The organism is Paenarthrobacter sp. AR 02 (genome assembly GCF_021538675.1).
Lineage (GTDB): Bacteria > Actinomycetota > Actinomycetes > Actinomycetales > Micrococcaceae > Arthrobacter.
Genome location: NZ_JAJUKH010000001.1, coordinates 382,670 through 405,935 on the forward strand (window position 1 = coordinate 382,670; position 23,266 = coordinate 405,935).

General features: G+C 61.6%; 22 protein-coding genes. 9 read left to right on the top strand and 13 right to left on the bottom strand.

The genetic code is table 11. From position 1 onward, the window contains the following. Positions 1–47: 47 nt before the first annotated feature. The 5 genes from LRQ04_RS01800 to LRQ04_RS01820 all read right to left on the bottom strand — a co-directional run bounded on the left by LRQ04_RS01800 (position 48) and on the right by LRQ04_RS01820 (position 5,139). On the bottom strand, positions 48–938 hold the full coding sequence (locus LRQ04_RS01800) for an ABC transporter ATP-binding protein (RefSeq protein ID WP_235517284.1): 891 nt from the start codon (positions 936–938) through the stop codon (positions 48–50). Beyond that, complete coding sequence (locus LRQ04_RS01805) at positions 925–1,812, bottom strand: ABC transporter permease (RefSeq protein WP_235517285.1); 888 nt, start codon at positions 1,810–1,812, stop codon at positions 925–927. The genes LRQ04_RS01800 and LRQ04_RS01805 overlap by 14 nt, the downstream gene beginning before the upstream one ends. Further along, positions 1,812–3,563: a glycosyltransferase family 4 protein gene (locus LRQ04_RS01810; protein ID WP_235517286.1), complete on the bottom strand. Its 1,752-nt coding sequence runs from the start codon at positions 3,561–3,563 to the stop codon at positions 1,812–1,814. Before LRQ04_RS01810 ends, LRQ04_RS01805 begins: the two co-directional genes overlap by 1 nt. Further along, positions 3,560–4,774 (bottom strand): glycosyltransferase family 4 protein, encoded by a 1,215-nt coding sequence (locus LRQ04_RS01815; protein WP_235517287.1) that lies wholly within the window; start codon positions 4,772–4,774, stop codon positions 3,560–3,562. The genes LRQ04_RS01810 and LRQ04_RS01815 overlap by 4 nt, the downstream gene beginning before the upstream one ends. A 65-nt stretch (positions 4,775–4,839) precedes the next feature. After that, the gene (locus LRQ04_RS01820) at positions 4,840–5,139 is read right to left on the bottom strand and encodes a hypothetical protein (protein WP_235517288.1); all 300 of its coding nucleotides are present in this window, start codon (positions 5,137–5,139) and stop codon (positions 4,840–4,842) included. A gap of 619 nt (positions 5,140–5,758) precedes the next feature. Here LRQ04_RS01820 and LRQ04_RS01825 point away from each other — a divergent pair. Both LRQ04_RS01825 and LRQ04_RS01830 read left to right on the top strand, forming a co-directional pair. Then, on the top strand, positions 5,759–7,504 hold the full coding sequence (locus LRQ04_RS01825) for a hypothetical protein (RefSeq protein WP_235517289.1): 1,746 nt from the start codon (positions 5,759–5,761) through the stop codon (positions 7,502–7,504). Between the two features lie 97 nt (positions 7,505–7,601). After that, entirely contained in the window at positions 7,602–8,678 is a 1,077-nt protein-coding gene (locus tag LRQ04_RS01830; RefSeq protein ID WP_235517290.1) for an LCP family protein, read from the top strand. Between the two features lie 86 nt (positions 8,679–8,764). On the opposite strand, the gene LRQ04_RS01835 is transcribed toward LRQ04_RS01830, so the two are convergent. Next, positions 8,765–9,565: an alpha/beta fold hydrolase gene (locus tag LRQ04_RS01835; protein WP_235517291.1), complete on the bottom strand. Its 801-nt coding sequence runs from the start codon at positions 9,563–9,565 to the stop codon at positions 8,765–8,767. A 137-nt stretch (positions 9,566–9,702) separates the two neighbouring features. Between LRQ04_RS01835 and LRQ04_RS01840 the strand changes: the two genes are divergently transcribed. The 5 genes from LRQ04_RS01840 (at position 9,703) to LRQ04_RS01860 (ending at position 13,327) form a co-directional block, all read left to right on the top strand. Then, positions 9,703–11,226, top strand: a complete 1,524-nt coding sequence (locus LRQ04_RS01840) for an S-layer homology domain-containing protein (RefSeq protein WP_235517292.1) — start codon at positions 9,703–9,705, stop codon at positions 11,224–11,226. Positions 11,227–11,304: 78 nt separating this feature from the next. Beyond that, on the top strand, positions 11,305–11,886 hold the full coding sequence (locus LRQ04_RS01845; RefSeq protein WP_235517293.1) for a DUF1349 domain-containing protein: 582 nt from the start codon (positions 11,305–11,307) through the stop codon (positions 11,884–11,886). A gap of 94 nt (positions 11,887–11,980) precedes the next feature. Next, the gene (locus LRQ04_RS01850; protein WP_235517294.1) at positions 11,981–12,508 is read left to right on the top strand and encodes a hypothetical protein; all 528 of its coding nucleotides are present in this window, start codon (positions 11,981–11,983) and stop codon (positions 12,506–12,508) included. A 78-nt stretch (positions 12,509–12,586) separates the two neighbouring features. After that, entirely contained in the window at positions 12,587–13,003 is a 417-nt protein-coding gene (locus tag LRQ04_RS01855; protein WP_235517295.1) for a MarR family winged helix-turn-helix transcriptional regulator, read from the top strand. 144 nt (positions 13,004–13,147) lie between these two features. Next, entirely contained in the window at positions 13,148–13,327 is a 180-nt protein-coding gene (locus LRQ04_RS01860; protein WP_235517296.1) for a hypothetical protein, read from the top strand. 52 nt (positions 13,328–13,379) lie between these two features. Here the strand turns inward: LRQ04_RS01860 and LRQ04_RS01865 are convergent, their stop codons facing one another. Next, the gene (locus LRQ04_RS01865; RefSeq protein WP_235517297.1) at positions 13,380–14,843 is read right to left on the bottom strand and encodes a YdiU family protein; all 1,464 of its coding nucleotides are present in this window, start codon (positions 14,841–14,843) and stop codon (positions 13,380–13,382) included. A 127-nt stretch (positions 14,844–14,970) separates the two neighbouring features. On the opposite strand from LRQ04_RS01865, the gene LRQ04_RS01870 reads away from it, so the two are divergent. Then, entirely contained in the window at positions 14,971–16,560 is a 1,590-nt protein-coding gene (locus LRQ04_RS01870) for a PQQ-binding-like beta-propeller repeat protein (RefSeq protein ID WP_235517298.1), read from the top strand. Here the strand turns inward: LRQ04_RS01870 and LRQ04_RS01875 are convergent. From LRQ04_RS01875 to paaA, 6 genes are read right to left on the bottom strand one after another with little or no spacing between them, the layout of a single operon-like run. Next, positions 16,550–17,329 carry an enoyl-CoA hydratase/isomerase family protein gene (locus LRQ04_RS01875; protein ID WP_235517299.1) on the bottom strand — a complete coding sequence of 260 codons (780 nt, stop codon included), beginning with the start codon at positions 17,327–17,329 and terminating at the stop codon, positions 16,550–16,552. The two genes, LRQ04_RS01870 and LRQ04_RS01875, sit on opposite strands and share 11 nt — an antisense overlap. Before the next feature lie 9 nt (positions 17,330–17,338). Next, on the bottom strand, positions 17,339–18,544 hold the full coding sequence (paaE, locus tag LRQ04_RS01880) for a 1,2-phenylacetyl-CoA epoxidase subunit PaaE (protein WP_235517300.1): 1,206 nt from the start codon (positions 18,542–18,544) through the stop codon (positions 17,339–17,341). A 10-nt stretch (positions 18,545–18,554) separates the two neighbouring features. Beyond that, entirely contained in the window at positions 18,555–19,091 is a 537-nt protein-coding gene (gene paaD, locus LRQ04_RS01885) for a 1,2-phenylacetyl-CoA epoxidase subunit PaaD (protein WP_305082595.1), read from the bottom strand. A 14-nt stretch (positions 19,092–19,105) separates the two neighbouring features. Then, positions 19,106–20,026: a 1,2-phenylacetyl-CoA epoxidase subunit PaaC gene (paaC, locus tag LRQ04_RS01890; protein ID WP_235517302.1), complete on the bottom strand. Its 921-nt coding sequence runs from the start codon at positions 20,024–20,026 to the stop codon at positions 19,106–19,108. Then, positions 20,023–20,400 carry a 1,2-phenylacetyl-CoA epoxidase subunit PaaB gene (paaB, locus tag LRQ04_RS01895; protein WP_235517303.1) on the bottom strand — a complete coding sequence of 126 codons (378 nt, stop codon included), beginning with the start codon at positions 20,398–20,400 and terminating at the stop codon, positions 20,023–20,025. The genes paaC and paaB overlap by 4 nt, the downstream gene beginning before the upstream one ends. Then, on the bottom strand, positions 20,400–21,395 hold the full coding sequence (gene paaA / locus LRQ04_RS01900; protein WP_235517304.1) for a 1,2-phenylacetyl-CoA epoxidase subunit PaaA: 996 nt from the start codon (positions 21,393–21,395) through the stop codon (positions 20,400–20,402). The genes paaB and paaA overlap by 1 nt, the downstream gene beginning before the upstream one ends. Before the next feature lie 114 nt (positions 21,396–21,509). Between paaA and LRQ04_RS01905 the strand changes: the two genes are divergently transcribed. Then, positions 21,510–23,165, top strand: a complete 1,656-nt coding sequence (locus LRQ04_RS01905) for an alkaline phosphatase (protein ID WP_235517305.1) — start codon at positions 21,510–21,512, stop codon at positions 23,163–23,165. Positions 23,166–23,266 lie beyond the last annotated feature (101 nt).

Genomic DNA, 23,266 nt, shown 5'->3' on the forward strand with positions numbered 1-23,266 from the left:
CTGCCGCAAGTGCCAGGCCGCTGTCCTTATCTCCGTGGTTAGCCGCATCAGGCTTTGCTCCGTCGCATCTTACTGCGGGCCAGGACCTCGGTCATCTGAAGGTTTGCGCGGGCTTCATCCCTGATCCTTGCCGCGGACAAGTTGTTGCCCTTAGCCAAGTGGCCGGTGAAGTCCTGATAGGCCTTTACAGTCTCATCTGGGTCGCCATCCATGATGAGATGCCCCTTGTCCAACCAAATCACCCGGCTGCACATTTTGGTGATGGTTTCGAGTGAGTGGCTCACCAAGAAAACGCAGCCAGCCTGTTCCCGAAGCTGGTCCATACGGCGCTTGCTACGGTCACCGAATTGAGCATCGCCAGTGTTCAAGGCTTCATCTACAAGGAGGACTTCGGGATCGATGCTTGCCGCGATAGCGAATCTGAGCCGCGAGGCCATGCCAGATGAGTATGACTTCATCGGCAGGTAGATGGAATCCTCCAGTCCGCAGAGTTCCACGATGCTCGCAAACTTCTCATCGATTTCCCGCCTGCTCATACCCATCGCCAGGCAACCCAGCACAACGTTTTGGTGCCCGGACAAGTCGGGCATCAAGGCTGCGTTCACACCTAGCATGATGGGGGTGCTCGACGCGAAAACTGCTCCCGACGTGGGTTTCACCTGACCGCTGATGAGCTTCATCAACGTGCTTTTACCCGAACCGTTACGGCCGATGATTCCGACAGATTCGCCTCGTTCAACTACCAGAGACAGCTCGTAGAGGGCACGCACGGTCACAGTGTTGGGGCGGCGCCCCAGTCTACTGAGGAAGCTTGTATCGCGACGTTCCTGCGCGACCGCCTCTGAGTCTGTAGTCACGACGCGATACTCCATGGCGGCGCGATCAACTACTACGCAGGGATGCCCTTCAACGTCCAGAACCTGCTCAGCCGCGACCATAAGATTCCTCCCCCTGCCAGAAGAAGACAAGGCCAACCACCAGCGCGCCAAGTGCCCAAACTGCGAGAGTTGCCCACGACTGCCAGGTGGGAGCCTGAGCATACAGAACGCAGTTGCGAATGATATCGATGACATTGAACAGCGGGTTCATCTTTAATACGGCCAGCAGTTCAGGGTGAGTGACAAAGCGTTCGTATGAATAGAAGATGGCGGACCCGTACATCCAGGCCCTCATGAAGAACGGGAGGAGGTGAGTCGCATCGTGGACACGTGAAATGATGCGGGCCAAGATCAAACCCACGCCCAGGTTGAAAAGTGCTTGGAGCAGCAAGGCAGGCACGATCAACAACCATAGCCATGTGATTTTTTCGACTGGAGGAATCAGGACGATGATCAGCAGCATTGCCAAGATCAATGGCACATTCGCCATCATCTCGCGGATGTTCATACCAATAGGCAGCGTTGCCCGGGGGAAATTGAATGCCTGAACGACCGACTTGTTGCTGTGGATCGAGCGAGCGCCGCTGGTGATGGCGCCGGAGGTTCCCTGGAAGATGAAGATGCCGATGACCAAGTAGCCCACGTAGTTCTCGATACCACCGCTCGTTTGCAGCAGTATGCCGAAAATGACGTAGTAGGTCAGCCCGTTGAAAATTGGGTTGAGTAACAGCCATGCGCTTCCCAAACGGTCACGGCGAGTGCCGCTTTGAACACGTGCCCGGGCGTCATAATAGATGAACTCACGGAAGTCCCAGAGCTGCACCAAGTAGTCCAAAAAGCCTGGGCGCGCACCGACTCGCGTCAAACGGCGCATATCCACGGCCAGCGGTTGCACCACTGCTGGCTCTGGCAAAAGTGCCTTTTTCGCCGACATCAGCTGACCCTCCTCCTATAGTTAGACGCCAAGGACTCATAGGCCTGGCCATACGCACGTGCGTTGGCCCGCCAAGTCCTTGTGGCGAGTACGTTCTCCCGGCCAGCAGCTCCTAGCCGCCGACGCAGTCCTTCATCTTCAAGCAATTCAAACAACACCTCCGCCAAGTCCCCCGGATCCTCGGCTTTGGTCAAACGCCCGTTGACGCCGTCATGGACGATTTCCCGCAAGGCACTCAGATCACTCGCCACCACGGGTACGCCCGAGGCAAGCGCCTCAACGGGCTTTAGGGGAGTGACAGCCTGCGTTACCGGGAGGTCCTTGCGGGGTACGACAAAAACATCCAGCGCCGAGTGGTAGAGCCGTGCCTGTTCTGGCGGAACGCGTCCGGTAAAAATGGTCCGGTCTCCCAGTCCCAAGCGCCGAACCTGGTCACGCAACCCCGGGGCGGCTGCGCCATCTCCCACCAAGATCAGGTTCAACTGTGGCAGCCGCGGTGCAAGCAGCGCAAATGATGTGACGAGGTCGTCCAGCCCTTCATAGCTAACAAGGCTGCTTACAGTACCCACATACAAGCCTTCGAGGGACAAGCCCAAGGCCCGTCTTGCCTCAGTGGGTTTCGGCGGATCGGAAAGATATGGGCCACCAACTGCGTTGGGACTGATCAATATCCTGTCCTCAGGGACACCAGTCGCCGCGATGTTGCGTTTCATGGATTCGCCCAGCGTCACGACCAGGTCGGCAGCGTGCATTGTTTCAGCTTCGCGGGCCGTGAACAGCTCATACCGTTCACTCGTTCGAGCTGCGGGCCCACGGCTGGACGCCCATGTGTCCGCCAACTGGCCACGGACCTCATAAACCCAAGGGATGTCCAGTGCAGCAGCAACTTCCCGCGCCACGAGGCCGTTGACGAAGTGCGTGGTTGTGTGGATTACCGATGGTTTGAAGAGCTTTGCCTTGCTGAGTACCTCCGACGTCTGCTGCTGCAGCCGCCCCTCCATGGTTGGTTCCATGTGAGCAGGGAGTATCCGCTCGTACCTGATGCCGTCAACAACATCGAACTCACGCGCAGTGAGCGCGCCGATTTGTACCGGGTACCCCAGGCGGGTCGCCGCCAGAACTTCCCAGCCGGCCTCCTGCTGGGCAGCCAGAATTGAATGAGTGCGCTGGGCATAACCGCTACCTGTGTGTGGCAACGAGTTTGTCAGAAGGTGCATGACCCGACGGCGCTCGGGCGTCACTTTCACCCCAGACACCGAGGGCCGCCAACCCTTGTAGACACGGAGTTCGGATTCGAGGCGCATCCGCTGCTTTGCCATGGCGCCCAGCTCCCCCTCTATGACCCCAACAGCCCCAGTCATATCGCCGTCGTACCACTTGCGCCTTGCTTCAGTTTCTGGCGTCCGCGCAGCCTTGGCGGCCAACGGCAGAAAGACATCCGCCCATTCGTGTTGTCCTGCAGCGATCGCTACCTCGGCAGCTTTGCGGGCTCGCTCTCCTTCGGCTCCGGCGTCCAAAAGCGCCTCGAACCGGCGGATCAAGCCGGGAATGTCCCCAGCTGCGTGGCTTGCTATTAAAAATGTTGGACCGGCGGACTTGGCGGACAAGCCAGAGACGACCCGGGCTATCGGGCGCATAAGACCTGAAGGGACTTTTCGAATGACCTGCAGAACCAACACAAATGGAGCCTCGTAAAGGTGCTCCTTGACCGTGCCAACCGCCAGGCGCATATTTCGGAATATTTGCATCATGCAGCGTCCTCCTGGCGTCGCCAAGAATTCGAGCGTACGAGCGCGGAAATGGAATCCATGTACCGGACTGCCAACTGCGAATAGTCTGCGTTGGCCTTTACCCATTCCCGCCCGCTGACGCCTGACGCCAGTCGGCTGCGGTCAGCCGCGAGTTCGCGCCACAGTTGGGCGACAGCCTCTGGATTCGCTGCGACGATGTCTCCGCCCCCTGCCTCAAGGATGATGCGCTCAGCTTCACCCCGCACGATGGCAGTGACGTGCCTGCCGATGGCAAGAACTTCGTAGGTCTTTGATGGAACTGTGGTCTCGAAGGACTTCCAGTCATCTCGCAACGAAACAATGCATGTGTCTGCCTCGCGATATTTTTCCACGACTTCCGGACCCTGAAGCGACGGAAAGAAACTCACCGGTGCATTGAGTTCGCGTGCCAGCTTAACCAAGTTCGGGCGGCTCGTACCTTGACCAACGAGTGTCAGATGAAATGAATCACCCAGGAGTGCGGTGGCTCGAATGAGGATGTCCAGCCGTTGACTTTTGCCGTGGTTCCCCAGGTACAAAGCCCTGAAAACGTCCCGCTCCAATACCGGCGGGTCAAGTAGTGGTATGGAGTTCAGATCAAGCCCGTTGCTGACCGTGACTACGTTCTGGAGACCACGGTCACGCAGAGTCTGCGCGAAGCCCTCCGTGACCGTGACGACCAAATCTGCTCGCTGTTGCAGGAACTCGACTACTCGTTCGACGACGCTTTTGACGCTGCCCTGAACCATTCGGGCATCCCGTGCGAGGTCGGGCCAGGCATCCCGCATCTCTATGATCAGAGGCACTTTACGAATTCTGGAAAGCACGTAGCCAGTCGCCAACGTTGGCAAGCTTGGTGCCGTTGCCAGGATGGCATCGGGCTTGCCGCCAGCGAGGCCCATAGGAACTGACATCACAGCAGAAAACACTTGATCCACGAAGCGTGCCAGCGAGGATGTTCCCAGATGCCGCAGGTAAGGGACCCGCCGGATAGTCTCTCCGTTGGGTCCCTCTTGGCGCGCGAAAGCAAATCCAGCCTTGCGACGAGGAAGATTCCGGCGGCCGTTGGGGTAGTGCGCGACGGGGGCGATGACGTCAATTTCCCATCCAGCGCGGATAAATTCGCGGGTCAGGGAAAGCCACCTGCGTTGAGGAGGACTGTGCTCCGGCCAGTAGGAGTGGGTGAGCAGCATGAGGCGCATGGGCGATGCAGGATTATTCGCAGCCTTGTCCCTGGGCAGGGAGTCAACCATAGGACCTACTTGCCGTTGAGGCGGGGCCGGGGGGCTCCCTTGGAGCGCAGAGCACGGAAGTAGGCGACGCCCAGCAGGATCAACACAAGGACAGTGAGGCCTTGGACCACGGGGTTGTTCTCAGCGACGGGAGCCAATGCAACTTTGAGTGGACCCGTGATATCCGCGCTGACCACTGGAGCCGCCTTCTTGGTGGTGATAGGCGTGGGTGTCGGTGTCGGCGTCGGCGTTGCATCCGTTGCCGCAGGAGCTTCAGTATCGATCGGAATTACCGGTTCGAGGATGGCGAAGCTTTCTTCAGGCACCGGAGTGGAAGTAGCTGGATCTGCGACCGGGCTCGGAGCCACAGGGGGTAGAACAGGAGCCATTGAGGGAGGGGCAATCGGGACGACCGGCGCAATTACTGGGGGCGGAACCGGAGTTGGAGTTGGGTCTACCGGAGCGGGCGCGGGATCCGTGGGAATCACAGGAGGAGTTGTTACGGGGTTTCCGGGAATTGGGTCCACTGGCAGCGGGTCGATCGGATTGGGATCCGGGCTGGGCGTTTCCCCTGGCTGTTCAGTGCTGGGTCCGGGGTTGATCTCCGTAGCCATGGCAGGCTGTGCCCCAAAAAACCCAAGAGTGGCCAGCATCAGGGTTGCGCATGCAGCTTGAACGCGTCTGATTGCCATTCCCATCTTTCCCCCGTTGTTTGATCGTCAGGACGATTTCGCATCCCAATCATGCTCCACCGCCTGAGACTTGGCGGCGCACGGACGTCCACCATCGGAGGGCGACCCGGATTAGTTTATCGTATGGATTAGGAGCAATGTCCACGGGATGTCCAACGGGCAGGACATCAGTGCGAGTTTCCACCGCTGCTGTGCTGGAAGCTGCCTCGTCCTTGTTAGAGTCGTATCTGCCAACGCCGAGCCCAAGGAATTCATGACGTCCCGGAAGTTGCAAGAGAACGAATCGCCCGGAGGAAAGCTGTCCCGGAGCCAACTGCCCCGGCTGACCAAGCGAACGTTGACCGTACTCTTGGCTGCTTTCGTATTGATGCTGGGTGCCGCCGGAGTCAGCGTGGTCTTCGCGACTAACCCCGGCAGCACCGTAACCGTAACCGACCCTCCTGAGGTTGCAAGCAAGCCCGGCCCGAAGGTCGCCCCGGCCAGCTACCCGATTACCGGATACTTCATCTCCGCAAGTTCGCGCGACGATACCAATTCCAACAAGCTTTCGGAGATTAAGGCACTCGGCGGCGACACTGTCATCACATTTGGAGTCTCCTTACTCCCGGCATCTCTCGAAACTATTCCTGCCAGTTGCCTTATCGATGGAAAGAACTGCGCCAGAGTTGCTGCGGGCTCCCGCAGTATTAATCGATACTTCACGTTCTTGGATGGAAGCAATTGGGGCCGCCAGGCGCTTAAGTGTCCCGACGATCGCGAAGTGGACAGCCGCGGTCAGTCCTTCACTGTTCTGGTCCTGCCGAATACAGGTAGTGGATGTACATCCCCTGATGGTGTCTACAACGTCGTTGTGGCAGGTGGAAGCAGTGCATCTGCCATCGATCCGTCAAAATCCGTTGCGTCCGCCGCCACGAAACTTGGCATGAAATACTTTGCAGGATTGCCGGCTCCGGCCAAGAGACCTGATGCAGCATACCTTCCTGACGTCTCGTATCAGGGCACTCTTGAACTGTTCACTGAGAGGTTTCTGCAGTACCAAGCTTCAGCCAACGACGTGCCCGGCTTGGCCGGCTTCTACCACCACACGGAGATGCCTCTCACGGACAGCGCCACGTTCGACTCGGTGCTGGCACTGTACGCGAGCCAGAATGGGGCCATACATCGCGCCCTTCCCACACGCGAGGCCATAGTCAGCCCGTATATAGACGCACGTGTCGATAAATCAGGGATCAGCGTAGACGAAGCCCGCCGAGGAATCAGAAAGATTGCCCAGACCGCCGACGGCGTCAAACTCAACATCGCCATTCAGGACGGAATGGGCACTGGCAAGGGCGGCGCCTTCTCCGCGAGCGATGCTGACTCGGCGGTGGATCCATATGCTGCAAGCATTGTTGGCAATGGGGCGTGGGGCAGTAAGTACCTCGCTCCGAATAAGGACTATTTCGAAGCAGCCGCAGCTGGACTTGCCGGTACGGGTGCCGTGCTCTGGGCAAACGTGGAAGGCATGGCACCAGCAACGAAACTAAATGCCTGCGGGGACAACCTTCGAGGACAGACCACCAAGTCAAGGGTTGATCGCCAGCTTCAACAAGTGGCCAACGCCCGCAAGGTCATTTCCTTTATGTGGGATTCGTACTTCACCTGCAAGGGTGCCGGCGTTCCCTTGAAGAACCAGCTTCAGGCGGGACTCACAACACCCATCATTACGGACGCAACTTTCAGTCCCGCGACAGGCAAAGTTCAGGTTGTGGGGTTCAACCTCGAAGGAAGTACTGCCACTGTGAAATGGTCTGGTGACAAGGGACAGAAAGTCGAAAAGTCGGTGAAGTCGACGGCTCTGGATTCCAAGTACGGCGTCAAGAAGGGAATGAACCCCCAACTCGAAATGATCACCGTCAACGTCGGCCCCACAAGCGTAGGAAAGACCAAAATATTCTCCGTAAAAGTCACGAACAGCTGGGGCGCCAAAGCTACGGAATTCAATTCATTGCTCTCCTGAACTACAAGGCCAGCGGCTTCACGCGCGAAGTCCCTGAGCCAACTTCAATCGCACCCTTGATAGAATCGACTCTGCTGATGCCGACACCAAGGAACACATGACGCTCCCGACAGATACTGAAACTCCCTCTGCAGAGTCCCGTCCCCGACGTCAGAAGAGCGGGAAGAAAACCGCCCGGAACGTGCTCCTCGGTTTCGCGGCAGCGGTCCTGGTGGCTGGGCTGATTGGGGGCGCCTACATCTTCAACCTGGCGCAAACGTTCAACTCCGGAACCACAAAAATCGACTCCGCTTTCCCGGAAGAATCCACGCGTCCTCAGAAGGCTGAGCCTGTCAACGGCACTGCGGCGATGAACGTGCTGGTCATGGGTAGCGATACCCGCGGCACTGCCGAGTTGGATGTTGATACGCAGACGGCTACCGACCAGCGGGCTGACACGCTCATGCTGGTCCACATTCCCGCCGATCGTAAGAACGTCTACGCGGTTTCCCTCATGCGTGACCTCTGGGTCGACATTCCGGGTCACGGCGAATCGAAAATCAATGCTGCCCTCGCCCTGGGCGGCGTGCCGCTCATGGTTCAGACGGTTGAGTCTTTGTTCCAGCAGCGGATCGACCACGTAGCAATGGTGGACTTCGAAGGATTCAAGGGTCTGACTGATGCTGTTGGTGGCGTGGAAGTCGACGTCAAGATCCCGTTCGCACCGGCATCCGGACCCATGAAGGGTCATTTCTACCAAGCTGGCAAGCAGACACTGAACGGCGACGAAGCACTCGCCTTCGTCCGCGAACGCAAATCGTTCAGCGATGGCGACTACCAGCGTGTGCGCAACCAGCAGGCGTACATGAAAGCCATCATCAGCAAGACCATCGCCCGTGAAACGCTCACCAACCCTGTGACCGTGAACAGCATGGTCAGCGCTGTGTCACCGTTCATCAGCGTCGATAAGGGCTTCGACGCCGCCGCAATCGGCAGTCTTGCTCTGGGCATGAAGGACCTGCGGGCCAATGACACCGTCATGTTCACGCTGCCCACCCTCGGTACAGGTACTTCCGCTGATGGGCAGTCAATTGTCGTAGCGGATACCACTGCAATTACGGATATTGCAGGAGCGCTCTCCAAGGACCAACTGGGGGCTTACGTCACCGCGCACGCCCTCGAAAAGGGCAACTAACAAACAGCCTTCAAACCAACCAAACCTCGCGAACGGTCTTCCGTTCGTGGGGTTTGCTTTTTCACTGCACCCCGGAATCCAAGGACTCAGAGAAACACCCGCACATCCGCCCCCACCCGCTCCGGGCATTCCCACAACACCAAATGCCCGGTCTCCTCGTAGATCTTCAGCAGGGAGCCAGGGATCCGGGCAGCCAAGGTCTCCTGGTGATGCCGCGGCACCAGGTGATCATGGGCGCCCCACAGAATGAGGGTGCGCGCCGAAATATGGCCCGTTTCCGTCGGCGGAACGACCTGATACAGCCCGCGCAGCGACGCCTTCCACACAGCCGCAGGCAGGGCCAGGCCATCCTGGACCCGATCCTCGATGTAGGCAGACGGCACAGTGTGCAGCAGTCGGTACCAGGACAGCGATTCCCGAACCCAGGATTCCGGTACGGGATCAGTCAAAGCCTCTACTTCGTCAGCGAAGGCGGGCCTACTGTGCAGTCTCAAGGGCGCTCCAACCAACACCAGCGACGAAACCCGATCCGGGTACATCACGGCCAGTTGCTGTGCCACGTATCCCCCACTGGAGGACCCAACTAGGTGCGCCCGTCCAATGCCCAGTGCATCGAGCACCGCCACAGCATCACGTGCCACCTCGTCCAACGAATAACCGCCCAAAGGCTTGTCAGCACCGCCGTGCCCGCGCAAGTCGGGGGCTACCAGCAGTAAATCCGGGAGCGAGGCAATGAGCCGCTCAAAACTGCGCCAGGATTCGCCCCAGGCGTGCAATAAAAGCAACGGTGCGCCGCCGTCGTCGTGCGTTTCATCAAGGCGGCCCTGAACGAAACACGGCACGCTGATCCCCGTGCTCAAAGCCAGTCTCCTGACCTGGGACTTCATGGGCCCAGCGTACGCCGGCCACCAGGAGGACACACCCCAGCGTCACACACTGCGCGGTTCCTGATTGGCCGGCCCACGCCGGTACGATCCGATGTATGCGCTGCTCAGAGCGCACTAATCGAATATGGGGAACCCAGATGCCTAAGGCACTTTCGTGGTTGGCGATCCTATCGCTGACCATGTCGGCGGCTGTCTTTTTGCCGCAAACCGCGACCGCCTCGAACACGGCAAGCGTCGCCACACTTTTCTCTTCACTGACTGTCACCCAGGAAACGAACACCGGGTACAACCGCGACCTCTTCCAGCACTGGGTGGACGCTGACAGCGACGGCTGCGACACCCGGTCAGAGGTGCTCCAGCAGGAGTCGCTCACGCCGGTGACGTTCAATCCCGGAACCTGCACAGTGGCCACTGGCCAATGGAACTCCTGGTACGACGGAGCGACGTGGACCAACGCGTCCGACGTCGACATAGACCATCTGGTCCCACTCGCCGAAGCGTGGGGTTCCGGCGCAAGCGCCTGGACGGCCGAACAGCGCCGTGACTATGCCAACGACCTCACACTGGACGTCGGCCTGGAAGCCGTGACCGACAACGTGAACCAGTCCAAGAGCGACCGTGATCCGGCAGAATGGATGCCGCCGCTGGCCGGAACCGCCTGCAGGTACGCCACGGACTGGGTGCTGGTGAAATACCGCTGGCAGCTGACCATGGACGCGGCCGAATCCGCGGCAGTCTCGAACACCCTGCAGGGCTCGTGCGGGTCCACGCAGGTCACCGTACCGGCAATCGCCATTGACACGGCCCCCACGCAACCGATCACGTTCAGTGACGTCAATTCCTCCACACAGTTCAACGTGGAAATCTCCTGGCTGGCGACACAGGGCATCTCAACCGGCTGGGTGGAAGCCAACGGCACCCGGACCTACCGGCCTCTGAACGCCGTCAACCGTGACGCCATGGCCGCCTTCCTCTACCGCCTGGCCAAGAAGCCTGCCTTCACTCCCCCGGCGACGTCGCCTTTCAGTGACATCACGCCGTCGAGCCAGTTCTACAAGGAAATCACCTGGCTGGCAGCCAGCGGCATCTCGACGGGCTGGACCGAAGCCAACGGCACCAAGACCTTCCGTCCGCTCAGCCCGGTCAACCGCGACGCCATGGCCGCATTCCTCTACCGCTATGGAGGCAACCCGGCCTTCACGGCACCGGGAACGTCGCCTTTCCAGGACGTCCCCGTCAGCAGCCAGTTCTACAAGCAGATCACGTGGCTGGCTGCCCAGGGCATCTCCACCGGTTGGGACATCGGCTACGGCTGCCGCGCCTACAACCCGGTCCAGCCAGTGGCGCGTGATGCGATGGCCGCGTTCATGTACCGGTTCGTCAACGGCGGCACTGGCGGGATCACGGGCAGCAACTGCTCGCCTCCCCCACCGCCCGTAGTGACGCCGCCGCCCGCGCCGAAGCCCCCGGTGACACCCCCGCCGCCGGTCACGCCGACGAAGCCCGCCAATCCTGGCGACTCAAAGAACTGCAAGGACTTCAGCACGTGGCGCCAGGCCCAGGACTGGTTCAACTACTACTACCCGCACTACGGTGATATCGCCCGCTTGGACGGCGATGGCGACGGCATCGCTTGCCAGAGCCTGCCCGGTCACCCATAAATAGACGCGCGACGGCGGGCCGTGGCTTGAGTGCCAGGGCCCGCCGGTTGCTGCGCGAAACCAGTAGCGAGGAGAGCAATGATGACCGACATTCCATGGAGCCGCGGCGAGTGGACCAACCAGCCGGCCGCCGTCGTCGAACTGGAAGGCGACCTCCTGGTAACCGCCGCTGAGGGCAGCGACGCCTGGCGCGTCACGTCCTACGGCTTCATCCACGAAACCGAACACGCCCTCCTGGCACCCTTGCCGCAGGACAGTGCCATGGAGGTCGAATTCACGGCCGCGTTTTCCCAGCAGTTCGACCAAGCGGGCATCTTTGTGCGGATCAGCCCGGAACACTGGATCAAGGCCGGCGTGGAATACGCCGACGGCGCCGCGCAGCTGGGCGCGGTTGTCACCAGCCGCTTCTCAGACTGGTCCTTGGCACCCGTTCCCGAGTGGAACGGGGGCCGTATCCGCGTACGTGTCAGCCGCGCGGGCGACGCCCTTACCATCCGGGCCGCGGCTGACGGCGGGGAACTCCAATTGGTGCGGGTTGTGCCGCTGGAGCCGACACTGACTGCCCTGGCCGGACCATTCGCCTGCTCACCGACGCGGGACGGGCTGACGGTCCCGTTCCACACATGGCGGAGCACTCCCCCGGACGGCCAACTTCACTGATCCGGAACTTGCGGGCATGACCGTTCGTGAGATTATGGAGTCTTCTGCGGCCCGATGACCCAGGCCGCAACTGAGCTGGCTCCGTTACAGTCCTATGGGGGGCATCACGGTGGAAGATACTGCAAGTCTTTGGCGAACTGACCCTGCGACGTTCCGCGACGTGGTGATCAACCGCGACGCCCTGAACGAGGCCCTGGCAGGCGAGTGTCCACCAGTGGAGCGCATTCGATACCTGGCGTTGCTCCGACGGGACACCGAGGCCCTGGACGAGGGCTTCAAGCTTCTCCCCGATTCACCCGACCGCCGGGAACTCCTCCTGATCCTCGCCCAGGTGAAGCAGCGCCAGTACCGCTGGCACGACGCCGCGGTGCTCCATGAGAAGGCACTCCGGACAGCGCGGACACCGGAAGAGGAAGCCTACGTCCGCCACCACATCGGTCGGAGGCTCTTTGATGAAGCCCGCTTCCGCTCCGCTGCCGACGAATTCCAGTGGGCCGCCGATCTCTACCGCGTCGCAGGCCAGCCTGAATCGGCCGAAGAAAACCGCCAGGCGATGCGGCACGCCCTGCACGTGCACAGCGCTGAGCGCACCACGGGACACTCCGGATTCGAGCTCTCCTGACCCCACAATCCATCATCCAGCCCATGGGATGTAGTCTTAGTAAGGAAGCTGACTATTCTTATGAGGCTGGGGGCCCGAATGCCTGACATGGACTATTGGCCAACAAGCCGGTTGCTGTCCACCGCAGCGCGGCTCGTGGAACTTGGGTGGAACGAGCGGCTCCGCCCCTTGGGACTGACATATCCAACGGTGCTCACGCTCGATGCCTTGGCGGCTTCTGGGCCCATCTCCCCGGGCAAGCTGGCCGAAAGCATCCGCGTGCAAGCCCAAACCATGGGTCCGCTGCTGACCAGGCTGGAATCCCGGGGTTTAATCCATCGCGAGGTAAACCGTTTCGACCGGCGCGGCCAACTCGTGTCCATCACCGAGTTGGGACTGGACTTGCTGAACAAGTCTCACGGGCAGGAAAACACCGTACTCGAAAGCATCGATCTGGACTCCGAAAGCCTTCGGGCTGAACTCATTGCCATCGTTCGGGACACAAAAATCAACTAGGGGTTCACAAGGCCCACTTGGAGGAACCCGGTAGACCAAGGCAGTATGGAGTTATTCGCTGATGAAGTCCGGCGACAAGGGAAATCCATATTTCCAGCTACCGGGCGGAGCCTCACACCGCGCCCGGACAACGAAAAGGGCATCATGAGTGAACTTCGCATCGGCGACAACCTTCCCGTAGACCTCCTGAGTTTCAGGGCCACAGAATGCTTGGTCTCGACGGGCCCCCCAGGCTCGGAAGACATGTGCATCCTGGATGACGGGCACACCGGCAGCCACTTGGCGGCAGGCCCGGGCATGGTGGTCAAAGCCATCTGGGGCTAGCAGGCAATCCCTGCCAGGTGAGGGGAAGCGAGCGGGTCTGCGCCGCTTCCCCCTACGTTCCGCAGAAAGTCCGGTACGGCCCGAAACTGTCAGGCGCGGGAGCGGCGTATTTTTCCAGGCCGGGACGTTCCTCATACGGAGAAGCCAAAGCCTCGAGCAAGTCCTCCGTCGGTCCGATGTCTCCCGCTGTTGCGGCCGCGAGTGCCTCCTCCACCACGTGGTTGCGGGGAATGTACACAGGGTTAACCGCGTCCATGGCATCCGCATCAGGCGCAAGGGCCCGCCAACGCACCAGCCACGCGTCAAAGGCGGGCAAGTCCAGCACCATGCCCCTGGCTGGCTCCGCCTGCCCCCGGGCCGCCTTGCCCAGGCTGCGGAAGAACGACGTGTAATCCGCGCGCGCCTCCTGGACCAGGTTCAGCACGTCGTCCACCAAAGGCGAGGAAACGCCGTCGTCAATCTCTTCAGGCAGCCCCAGCTTGGCCTTCATGCCGCTGAACCAGGCCGCGCTGTACTGCTGCCGGAACCCACCCAGGGCCTCAACGGCCATGGCTACCGCTTGGTCCTGGTCCTCGTGGATCAGCGGCGCAATTGCTTCGGCGAAACGTGCAAGGTTCCACTCCGCAACCACGGGCTGATTCCGGTAGGCGTACCGGCCCATCTCATCGATGGAACTGTACACGGCCACGGGATCGAAACCATCCATGAAGGCACACGGTCCGTAGTCAATGGTTTCGCCGGAAATCGTCATGTTGTCAGTGTTCATGACCCCATGCACGAACCCCACGAGCATCCACTGGGCCACCAATTCCGCTTGCACGGAGATGACGTTTTTCAGGAGGCCAAGGTAACGGTTGTCCTCCTCGGACGACGCCGGGTGGTGCCGTTCGATCGCATGGTCGGCGAGCCGCCGCAGCAGCTCCAGGTCATCGGAGGCCCGGGCGTACTGGAAACTTCCCACCCGCAGATGGCTGCTGGCCACCCGGGTCAGGACCGCGCCGGGCAATACCGTCTCACGCTGGACCGGGCGGCCCGTAGCGACGACGGCAAGGGAGCGGGTGGTGGGAATACCCAAAGCATGCATCGACTCGCTCACGATGAACTCGCGGAGCATGGGTCCGATGACGGCCCGGCCGTCGCCATTGCGGGCGAAAGGCGTCCGGCCCGAACCCTTCAGATGGATGTCGCGAAGCGTCCCATCGGCGGCCACCACCTCGCCCAGCAGCAGGGCACGTCCGTCTCCCAGCCGCGGGGAGTAAAAGCCGAACTGGTGCCCAGAGTAGCCCTGGGCCACCGGCGTCGCGTCCTCCGGGACGGCGTTGCCGAGCAGCAGCCGCACGCCCTCCGGGCTCCGCAGGAAGTCCGGATCAAAACCAAGCTCGACGGCGAGTGGCCCGTTAAGCGCCAACAGCTGAGGATCCGGGGCTTCCTCAGCCCGCCACGGAATGGCCAGCTCCGGGAAGTCGCGGGCGAAATGGCCTTCGAAGGCAATGGTGGAATGCGCGATGTCACTCATCAATTAAGGATAATCGGCACTGGCGGGCACCTGGCCCTGTATTCTCTATCTGAGCCACGCCTTGCTGGCCCTTTTCTGGTTTTGAACCCCCTGAAGGTGCTGAACCATTCGTGTTTCTGGGGGAACCATGACTTCTTCGCTCACCTCACGGCCGTTCGCCCTTATCAAGTCGGTTGGGCTAGCCGTCACAGCAGTGGCAGTGGTCATCTTTCTGGCATCGTGCACTCTCATTCCCCTGCCCAAGATGACATCAGCCCCGAAGGCACCGCCCAGCGCCGAGCTCCTGAAACGCAGCAACAATGCCACCGTCGCGGCATGGGAAGTACCCTTGGACCCCATCGGCCAACCGGTGGTGGCCGACGGCGTGGCTGTGGTCTATGGCAAGACGTCGGGTGGCATCACCGCTTACGCCTTTTCCGCAGCGGACGGCAAGCAGCTCTGGACGAACCCCGTTCATCCAGGTTTGGGAGCTCCCGGTATTCCGCTGGAGCCGGCCCTCACTACAACGGACTCCGGCAGTGCCGCCGCTGTCTTCCTGATGCCAGCCGGCACTCCCGCGGAGAACTTCGGCATGGCATGGTGGACCACCCCTGTTGCCGTGGAACTCAAAACCGGAAGGGTCGTCTACCGAGGCGACTCCCAGCTAATCGAAACCCGCCCTACCGCGTGTGAGAACAAGAAGGACATGTGCTTCACGGCATTTGACCCCAAAGCACAGCTTTCCCGGCAGCACCGCGTCAGTCTTGCCACGGCCCAGGACGACTCCGGGGACACCCTCAATCCACTCTCGGGCAACTACCGTTTGGTTGGCGAGAGCCTCTATTCCGTGGTGGAGAACGGAATAGAATCCATTGCCAGGGTCCACGAGGGCAAAAAAGTCTGGTCCGCTGATATCCAAGAGGTGTTTGGCCGCGGAGCTACCACTAACCTGGGTTGGAATTTCCAGTACTCGGAGAAACTGGACCTCTACGTGGGATCGGTCGGGCTTAACCCCACGGGTGAGAATGACTACGACCTGCTGAAGGACAAGCAATTCTCCGTAAAACTCACAGACCAGCAGGCAGTGGGCTTCCAAGCTTCCACCGGCAAAGTGCTTTGGACGGCCAAGTCAGCCCATGTCTGGTGCGCCAACTTGGTAGGCACAGCCAGCTCCAAGCTGAACGGCAGCGGTGACGGCCTTCCCGTTCGGTGTGAATACACGCAGGGTTCCATGGAGTACCCCTCGGGCAAACTCGCCAACGCCAAGGCCAAGGCGGTGGGGTACGATCCGCTGTCCGGGATGGCGGCATGGCAAACCGAAGCAGTCGACGTGGAGTACGAAAACCAGCCTCTGGTTCCAGCGTCAAACCGAGGGGATGCGGTCCTGGCTGAAACCCCCGGCGGCGTCAAGCTTGTGGACACCCGGAATGGAATCTCCCGAGACGTCGCCGCCTCGGAAGTCTTCCTTTGCTTGAAAGACACCCAGTACGCCCTTCCGCCCAACGGACCTTACGCAGACATGCCGAGGGGTGACACGGGCATGGGGTCGACGGTGTCCTTCCCCTGCAACGGAACTGGAAAAATCGCTCCCTCGCTGACCATCGGAACACTCCAGGACATCAACACCACCGACAACGGGATGGCCGTGGTGTCCCTCGAAACCAAGATCTCGGGCTACAGGCTGCAGCAGACCGCTGGGATCGACGCCGGAACGCGGAACCGCGGCACTACCCCTTGAAAACCGGTGCCCGCTTCTCCTGGAACGCCTTGAAACCCTCGGCGTAGTCGTCGGTCTTGCAGAGACGGGCCTGCTCGGTGTTTTCCTCAGCCATGGAGGCCCAGAGGCCCAGGCGTTGGTCGCGGATGTGGGCCACGAGTTCCTTGGAGGCGTTGAAGGCCTGTGTCGCGCCCGAGGCCACCCGGGAGACAATCGCCCGCGTCTCCTCAAGCAGGACATCGGCGGGCATCGCCCGGCTGAACATTCCTTGTGCCACGGCTTCGGCACCTGAAATGAGGTCAGCCGTGTAGATGAGGTCCAGTGTGCGGTGCATGCCCAAACGCTCCGTGAAGTACCAGTGCCCACCGGAATCCAGGGTGGCGCCAAGCTTGGCAAAGGGTGAACCGAACTTCGCGTTCTCCGCCACATATACGACGTCGGTGGCCAAGAGCAGCCCCAGCCCGACACCCAAACACGCCCCATGGGCTGCGGCGAAAGTGGGAGCAGGAAACGCAGCCATCTTCTTCAACAGCGGCTCCACCAGGCCACCGAGGTATGCTTGCGCGTCATCGGATTCAGGTGTCACTGCGGCGATGTCGCGCCCGGCGCAGAAGGCCCGGCCCTCACCGCGGAGCAGCAGCGCCCGCACCTCACCGCGGGAGGCGGCGGCAGCAGCGTCGTCGTACGCCTTATCCAGTTCGGCAAGCGCGTCCTCGTTGAGCGAGTTCAGCTTTTCCGGGATGTTGAGGACAATTTCGGCGATGCCGTTGGCAATGGAGAGCTCGATCATGGGGACTCCTTAGACGTCGAAGTCGACGGTAACTTCTTCGCTGGTGGGGTGGGACTGGCAGGTCAGGACGTAGCCCTTGTCCAACTCGTCCTGTTCAAGGGCGTAATTCTCATCCATGGTCACCGAACCGGAGACCACCTTGGCGCGGCACGTACCGCACACGCCGCCCGCACACGCGAACGGAACGTCCGGGCGGACCCGCAGGGCAGCGTTGAGGATGGACTCGCGGGCGTGCGTGGGGCTGGCGACGTCTCCGGTCAGGCCATCGAGCTTGAAGGTGATCTTGTACGTGTCCTGAGATTCGTCAGCTACCACCGGTCGGCCGGCGTTACCTTCGGGGCGGTCCGGACGGCCGGTGGTGAACAGCTCAAAGCGGATGTGCTCTGGCTCAACGCCGCGGGCGGCAAGGGTGTCACGGCACAGCTGGACCAGTTCGAACGGCCCGCACAGGAACCACTCGTCAACATCTTCGGAGCGGATCGCGGACGAAAGGAGGGCCTGCAGCTTCTCGGAATCGATACGGCCTGTCATCAGCGGCGCGATGCGCTGCTCGCGGGACAGGACGTGATGCAGTGCCAGGCGCGAGGGGTACTTGTCCTTCAGGTCCGCCAGCTCTTCCAGGAACATGACGTCCATGGCGGCCTTGTTGGCATAAACCAGATCGAACGTTGTTTCCGGATTGGCGGCCAGCAATGTCCGTGCAATCGCGATCACCGGGGTAATGCCCGAGCCCGCGGCGATCGCCACGAAGTTCCCCGGCTCCCCCGCCAGTTCCTCCGGGTGGTTCATGGAGTTCATGACGTTGTGCTGGACGGCCGCACCGTCCTTCCCGTGGCGTGAAATGAACGCACCCTGCGGGCTCATGACATCCAGGACGTCTCCTGCCTTCAGCTCGGCATTGGCCCAGGTGGAGAAGATGCCACCCAGGTCCTTCTTGATGGCCACCCGGATTTCGCTGCTGCCGTCCGCGAAACTGCGCGGCTCTGCGCAGATCGAGTAGCTGCGGCGGACCTCATGCGGCTCCCCGGTTTCATCGGGCAGCGTGGTTCGCAGGGCGACGTACTGGCCGGGAAGGTAGTCATACTGGCCCGCCAGCTCAGCGGGTACACCGAACGTGACCTCAATGGCATCGTCCGTGAGGCGCCGGACTTCCGCGACGGTCAGGTTGTGGAAAGACGCACGACGGCGGCTGGCCGTCTGTGTTTCGATGGTCATGGCTGCTTCCTTAGAGGACTTTGAAGTAGTCGAACGGTTCCTTGCAGTCATGGCAGACGAACAGCGCCTTGCAGGACGTGGAACCAAAACGGGTGAGTTCCTTGGTGTTCAACGAGTTGCACTGCGGGCACTTGACCGCCAGGCTCAGGCGCACGGGACCGGAGTGGCCGCCGGCAGCAGCCATGCCGCTGGGCGGGGCGATCCCGTATTCCTCCAGCTTGGCTTTGCCGGACTCGGTCATCCAGTCAGTGGTCCATGCCGGGGACAACACCAGGTTCACATGGACGCTGGCGTAACCCTCCCGTTCGAAAGCCTTCCGCAGGTCGTCACCAATGGCGTCCATGGCGGGGCAGCCGGAGTACGTGGGCGTGATGGTGACCTCGACGGCGATACTGGCCGGGCCGCCGTCGTGCGTTCCCGTCGCAGCAGCCGGGGTGACCTGAACGCCGCGAAGGATGCCCAGGTCCTCGATGGTGAGGACCGGGATCTCCGGATCGCAGACTGTGGACGCGATGTCCCAGGCGCGCTGCTCTTCAGTCTTTACCATCGTTGACATTGTGGTCACCAGCTCGCGCCGGGGTGTTCGCGGGCCAGGACCTGCATCTCGGCAAGGATGTAACCCAGGAACTCGGAGTGCTTGCCGCGGCGGCCGCCGCCCAGGGACTGCGGGACGCCGGGGATCTCGAGCTCAGCTTCGGCCATGATTTCGCCGGTCAGGCGGTCGAATTCTGCCCGGAGGCTGGACGGCTGGACAGTGACGCCGGCCTCGGCGAGACGGGTGGTGAGCTCGTCGTCCTCGAAGATCTCGTCCACGTACGGCCACACCAGCTTGAAGCCCTGGATGATGCGTTTCCGGGACTCGTCCGTGCCACCGGCCAGGCGCAGCACCCACTGGGCGCTGTGGTCGCGGTGGTAATCCACTTCCTTAACGGCCTTGGCGGAGATGGCGGCAAGGGTGGGGTCGGTCGATGCGGCGAGCGCCGAGTAGAGCTCAAACTGGTAGTAGCTCACGATGAACTGGCGGGCGATGGTGACCGCGAAGTCGCCGTTGGGCTGCTCGAAAAGGTGCGCCGAGCGGAACTCGTGCTCGCGTCGGAAGTAGGCGAGGTCGTCCTCGGACTTACCCCAGGCAGCACCTGCGTAGGTCAGGAACGAGCGGGCGTGTCCCAACTGGTCCAGGGCGATGTTCCCCAGGGCAATGTCTTCCTCGAGCTCTGGGGCACGGGAAATCCAGTGCCCCAGACGCTGGGCGAGGATCAGTCCGTCGTCGCCAATCCGGAGGGCGTACTGGGCGACGTCCTCGCTGGGCTTGACCTGGCCCTTTTTGATCTCAAGGGCAATATCCTCGGGGCGCAGGGCGTTGCCCGGGGTAATGCGGGTGGCGCTGGCCGAACCGTCACCTGATGCGCCGGCTCCGTGGACACCAACGGAAATGTCGCCATGTCCCTCGATGACGAAGTCAGTAGTCTCTGGAGTGCTCACAGGTGCTTCACGCCTTCGCTCTTGGTGTAGTACGTTGCATGGCGGTAGTCCTTGCCCTGCGGTGACTCGAAGAAGGAACCCTTGGAGTCGGGATCGCTGGAGGAGATCGCCTCGGCCGGGACAACCCAGATGGAAACGCCTTCATTACGGCGGGTGTAGAGATCACGCGCGTTCCGGAGGGCCATGGCCGCGTCCGGGGCGTGCAAGGAGCCGGCGTGGACGTGGGACAGGCCCCGGCTGGAGCGCACAAAGACCTCCCAGAGCGACCACGGCGATTCCTGGTGCTGCTCCGTGGTGGCCGCGACCTTGGGAGCCTCGCGGTTGATGTCGCTGGCGGCGCTGCCAGGTGCTTCGGGGTTTCCGTGGGGAGCCATTATGCTGCGTTCTCTTTCTGTGCTTGCTTGCGGGTGTACGCCACAGCGGCTTCGCGAACCCAGGCACCGTTTTCGTGTGCCTCACGGCGGCGCTCGATGCGCTGCGAGTTGCAGGGACCGCGGCCGGCCAGGACTTCCTTGAACTCGTTCCAGTCCAGGGGTCCGTGTTCCCACTTCTTGGTTTCTTCGTTGAAACGGATGTCCTTGTCAGGCAGCGTCAGGCCGAGGACCCGGACCTGTTCCACCATCATGCCTACGAACCGGCTGCGCAGCTCGTCATTGCTGAAGCGCTTGATGTTCCAGGCCATTGACTGCTTGGAGTTGGGGGAATCCTCATCCGGCGGGCCGAACATCATCAGCGACGGCGCGTACCAGCGGTTCACTGCGTCCTGGGCCATCTGCTTCTGCGCAGGCGTGCCGTTGGAGAGTTCCAGCAGGATCTCGAAACCCTGGCGCTGGTGGAATGACTCTTCCTTGCAGATGCGCACCATTGCGCGACCGTAAGGACCGTACGAGGCGCGGCAAAGGGGCACCTGGTTGCAGATGGCGGCACCATCCACAAGCCATCCGATGGCTCCCATGTCGGCCCAGGAAATCGTGGGGTAGTTGAAGATGGACGAGTACCGGGCCTTCCCGGCGATGAGGTCTTCCATCATCTGGTCCCGGGACTGGCCCAAGGTCTCAGCGGCGGAGTAAAGGTACAGGCCGTGGCCCGCCTCGTCCTGGACTTTGGCCATGAGGATGGACTTGCGCTTCAGGCTCGGTGCCCGCGTGATCCAGTTGGCTTCGGGCTGCATGCCAATGATTTCCGAGTGTGCGTGCTGCGAGATCTGGCGCAGCAGGGTCTTGCGGTAAGCCGCAGGCATCCAGTCGCGCGGCTCGATGCGCGAGTCCTCCGAAATGATGCGATCAAAATACGCCTGTCCGGCTGCCTCCCGCTCCTGCTCTTCCGGGGACAGCTCAGCGGGCACTGACTGCAGATTCTGCGATGCCATGGTTGCTCCTAATAAATTACCGACCGTTCGTTCAGAATATGCGGAGCGGGTGTTTTCAGTCAAGGTCCACTTCCAACTCACCTGCCGTTCACTGGGACTGGCCACAGTGGGACAATGACTGACTTCACACGCCGCACCCTGGTCAAGACCTCCCTCGCAGGCCTCACGCTCGCGGGCCTCGCCAGCGGAACCTCTCCGGCCTACGCCGCCATCCCCCTGGTCCGCAAAAGGCTCACACTCCCCACCGGCATTGCCACCGGCGACGTCACCACCGACTCCGCCGTCCTCTGGTCCCGCGCCTCCGGCCCCGGCCGAATGACAGCCACCCTCAAGGCCGTGGACAGCGCAGGAGAAATACTTCGCGGACGCTACGGCTTCAGCCGCACCCTGAGGGGCCCGCTGGCCACCGACGCAAGCGACTTCACCGCCAAAATCCAAGCCACCGACCTTCCCGCGGGTACGCGGTTCGCGGTGGAACTCACTTTCGAAGACGAGAACGGGCCCGGCGAAGCGGTCCGCGGTACGTTCAGCACGGCACCCGGAGCAACGAACGGAAAGAACGACGGCGGCGCTGAAGCCGCCCGCGGAGGCGGCAGCCCGTCGTCGTACCCCCAAACGTTCGTATGGACCGGCGATACCGCCGGCCAAGGCTGGGGCATCAACGAAGACCTCGGCGGCATGCGCGGCTACAAAGCCATGCACGCCACCAAACCGGACTTCTTCATCCACTCCGGCGACACCATCTACGCCGACGGTCCCATCACAGCCACCGCCACCGAAAAAGACGGCCAGGTGTGGCGGAACATCGTCACCGAAGAAGTGTCCAAAGTGGCCGAAACCCTCAAGGAATTCCGGGGCCGGCACCGCTACAACTCACTGGACGCCAACATGCGCGCCATGTTCGCCGACGTCCCGGTCATCGCGCAATGGGACGACCACGAAACCCACAACAACTGGTACCCCGGACAAATCCTGGACGACGCCCGCTACACAGAACGGAACGTCAACACCCTTGCCGCCAGGGGCCGCCAAGCATGGCAGGAGAACATGCCGATCGCCGACGCCGCTGCACTCTGGCGTCCCGGGAAGGTGGACGCCGGCCAATACCAGCCCGCGCGCATCTACCGCAGGATTTCGCGCGGCCCCCAGCTGGACATCTTCTGCCTGGACATGCGCACCTTCAAGTCCCCCAACACCGACGGCAAGGAACCGTACACCACCAACATCCTGGGCCAGGAGCAGGTGGACTGGCTGATCAAGGAGGTCCGCAAGTCCAAGGCAACATGGAAAGTCATCGCGGCCGACCTGCCGCTGGGCATCATCGTCCCTGACGGCGCCGTGAACCAGGAAAGCCTGTCCAACCGTGACAACGGGGCGCCGCTGGGCCGCGAGCTGGAGATCGCCGGCGTGCTCAGCGCCTTCAAGAAACATGGCGTAAAGAACACAGTGTGGCTCACCGCTGACGTCCACTACTGCGCCGCGCACCACTACTCACCCGAACGCGCATCCTTCACCGACTTCGACCCCTTCTGGGAGTTCGTTGCCGGCCCCATCAATGCGGGTTCGTTCGGTCCCAACGACATGGACGGAACGTTCGGGCCCGAAGTGGTGTTCTCCAAAGCCGGGCGATTCCCCGGCGAGTCACCGCGCGATGGCGAGAACCAGTACTTCGGACACGTCGAAATCGCCAACGACGGTGTCTTCACCGTGAGCCTGCGCAACGCCCTGGGCGCAGTGCTGTATTCGAAAGCCCTCACGCCACAGCGCTGACTCCCTGCGAGGAGCCGGCCAGCCCAACCAGGGAGCAGCCCGCGCGTACAAAATGCGCTCGCCTGCTGCCTGGTTGGGCATGTACGGCGTATGCTCTCCTC

What these genes read in the sequence shown, in the direction of transcription:
- LRQ04_RS01800 (WP_235517284.1), bottom strand. Translation starts at nt 938, where the DNA reads ATGGTCGCGGCTGAGCAGGTTCTGGACGTTGAAGGGCATCCCTGCGTA.
- LRQ04_RS01805 (WP_235517285.1), bottom strand. Translation starts at nt 1,812, where the DNA reads ATGTCGGCGAAAAAGGCACTTTTGCCAGAGCCAGCAGTGGTGCAACCG.
- LRQ04_RS01810 (WP_235517286.1), bottom strand. Translation starts at nt 3,563, where the DNA reads ATGATGCAAATATTCCGAAATATGCGCCTGGCGGTTGGCACGGTCAAG.
- LRQ04_RS01815 (WP_235517287.1), bottom strand. Translation starts at nt 4,774, where the DNA reads ATGCTGCTCACCCACTCCTACTGGCCGGAGCACAGTCCTCCTCAACGC.
- LRQ04_RS01825 (WP_235517289.1), top strand. Translation starts at nt 5,759, where the DNA reads ATGACGTCCCGGAAGTTGCAAGAGAACGAATCGCCCGGAGGAAAGCTG.
- LRQ04_RS01830 (WP_235517290.1), top strand. Translation starts at nt 7,602, where the DNA reads ATGACGCTCCCGACAGATACTGAAACTCCCTCTGCAGAGTCCCGTCCC.
- LRQ04_RS01835 (WP_235517291.1), bottom strand. Translation starts at nt 9,565, where the DNA reads ATGAAGTCCCAGGTCAGGAGACTGGCTTTGAGCACGGGGATCAGCGTG.
- LRQ04_RS01840 (WP_235517292.1), top strand. Translation starts at nt 9,703, where the DNA reads ATGCCTAAGGCACTTTCGTGGTTGGCGATCCTATCGCTGACCATGTCG.
- LRQ04_RS01845 (WP_235517293.1), top strand. Translation starts at nt 11,305, where the DNA reads ATGATGACCGACATTCCATGGAGCCGCGGCGAGTGGACCAACCAGCCG.
- LRQ04_RS01850 (WP_235517294.1), top strand. Translation starts at nt 11,981, where the DNA reads ATGGGGGGCATCACGGTGGAAGATACTGCAAGTCTTTGGCGAACTGAC.
- LRQ04_RS01855 (WP_235517295.1), top strand. Translation starts at nt 12,587, where the DNA reads ATGCCTGACATGGACTATTGGCCAACAAGCCGGTTGCTGTCCACCGCA.
- LRQ04_RS01860 (WP_235517296.1), top strand. Translation starts at nt 13,148, where the DNA reads ATGAGTGAACTTCGCATCGGCGACAACCTTCCCGTAGACCTCCTGAGT.
- LRQ04_RS01865 (WP_235517297.1), bottom strand. Translation starts at nt 14,843, where the DNA reads ATGAGTGACATCGCGCATTCCACCATTGCCTTCGAAGGCCATTTCGCC.
- LRQ04_RS01870 (WP_235517298.1), top strand. Translation starts at nt 14,971, where the DNA reads ATGACTTCTTCGCTCACCTCACGGCCGTTCGCCCTTATCAAGTCGGTT.
- LRQ04_RS01875 (WP_235517299.1), bottom strand. Translation starts at nt 17,329, where the DNA reads ATGATCGAGCTCTCCATTGCCAACGGCATCGCCGAAATTGTCCTCAAC.
- paaE (WP_235517300.1), bottom strand. Translation starts at nt 18,544, where the DNA reads ATGACCATCGAAACACAGACGGCCAGCCGCCGTCGTGCGTCTTTCCAC.
- paaD (WP_305082595.1), bottom strand. Translation starts at nt 19,091, where the DNA reads ATGGTAAAGACTGAAGAGCAGCGCGCCTGGGACATCGCGTCCACAGTC.
- paaB (WP_235517303.1), bottom strand. Translation starts at nt 20,400, where the DNA reads ATGGCTCCCCACGGAAACCCCGAAGCACCTGGCAGCGCCGCCAGCGAC.
- paaA (WP_235517304.1), bottom strand. Translation starts at nt 21,395, where the DNA reads ATGGCATCGCAGAATCTGCAGTCAGTGCCCGCTGAGCTGTCCCCGGAA.
- LRQ04_RS01905 (WP_235517305.1), top strand. Translation starts at nt 21,510, where the DNA reads ATGACTGACTTCACACGCCGCACCCTGGTCAAGACCTCCCTCGCAGGC.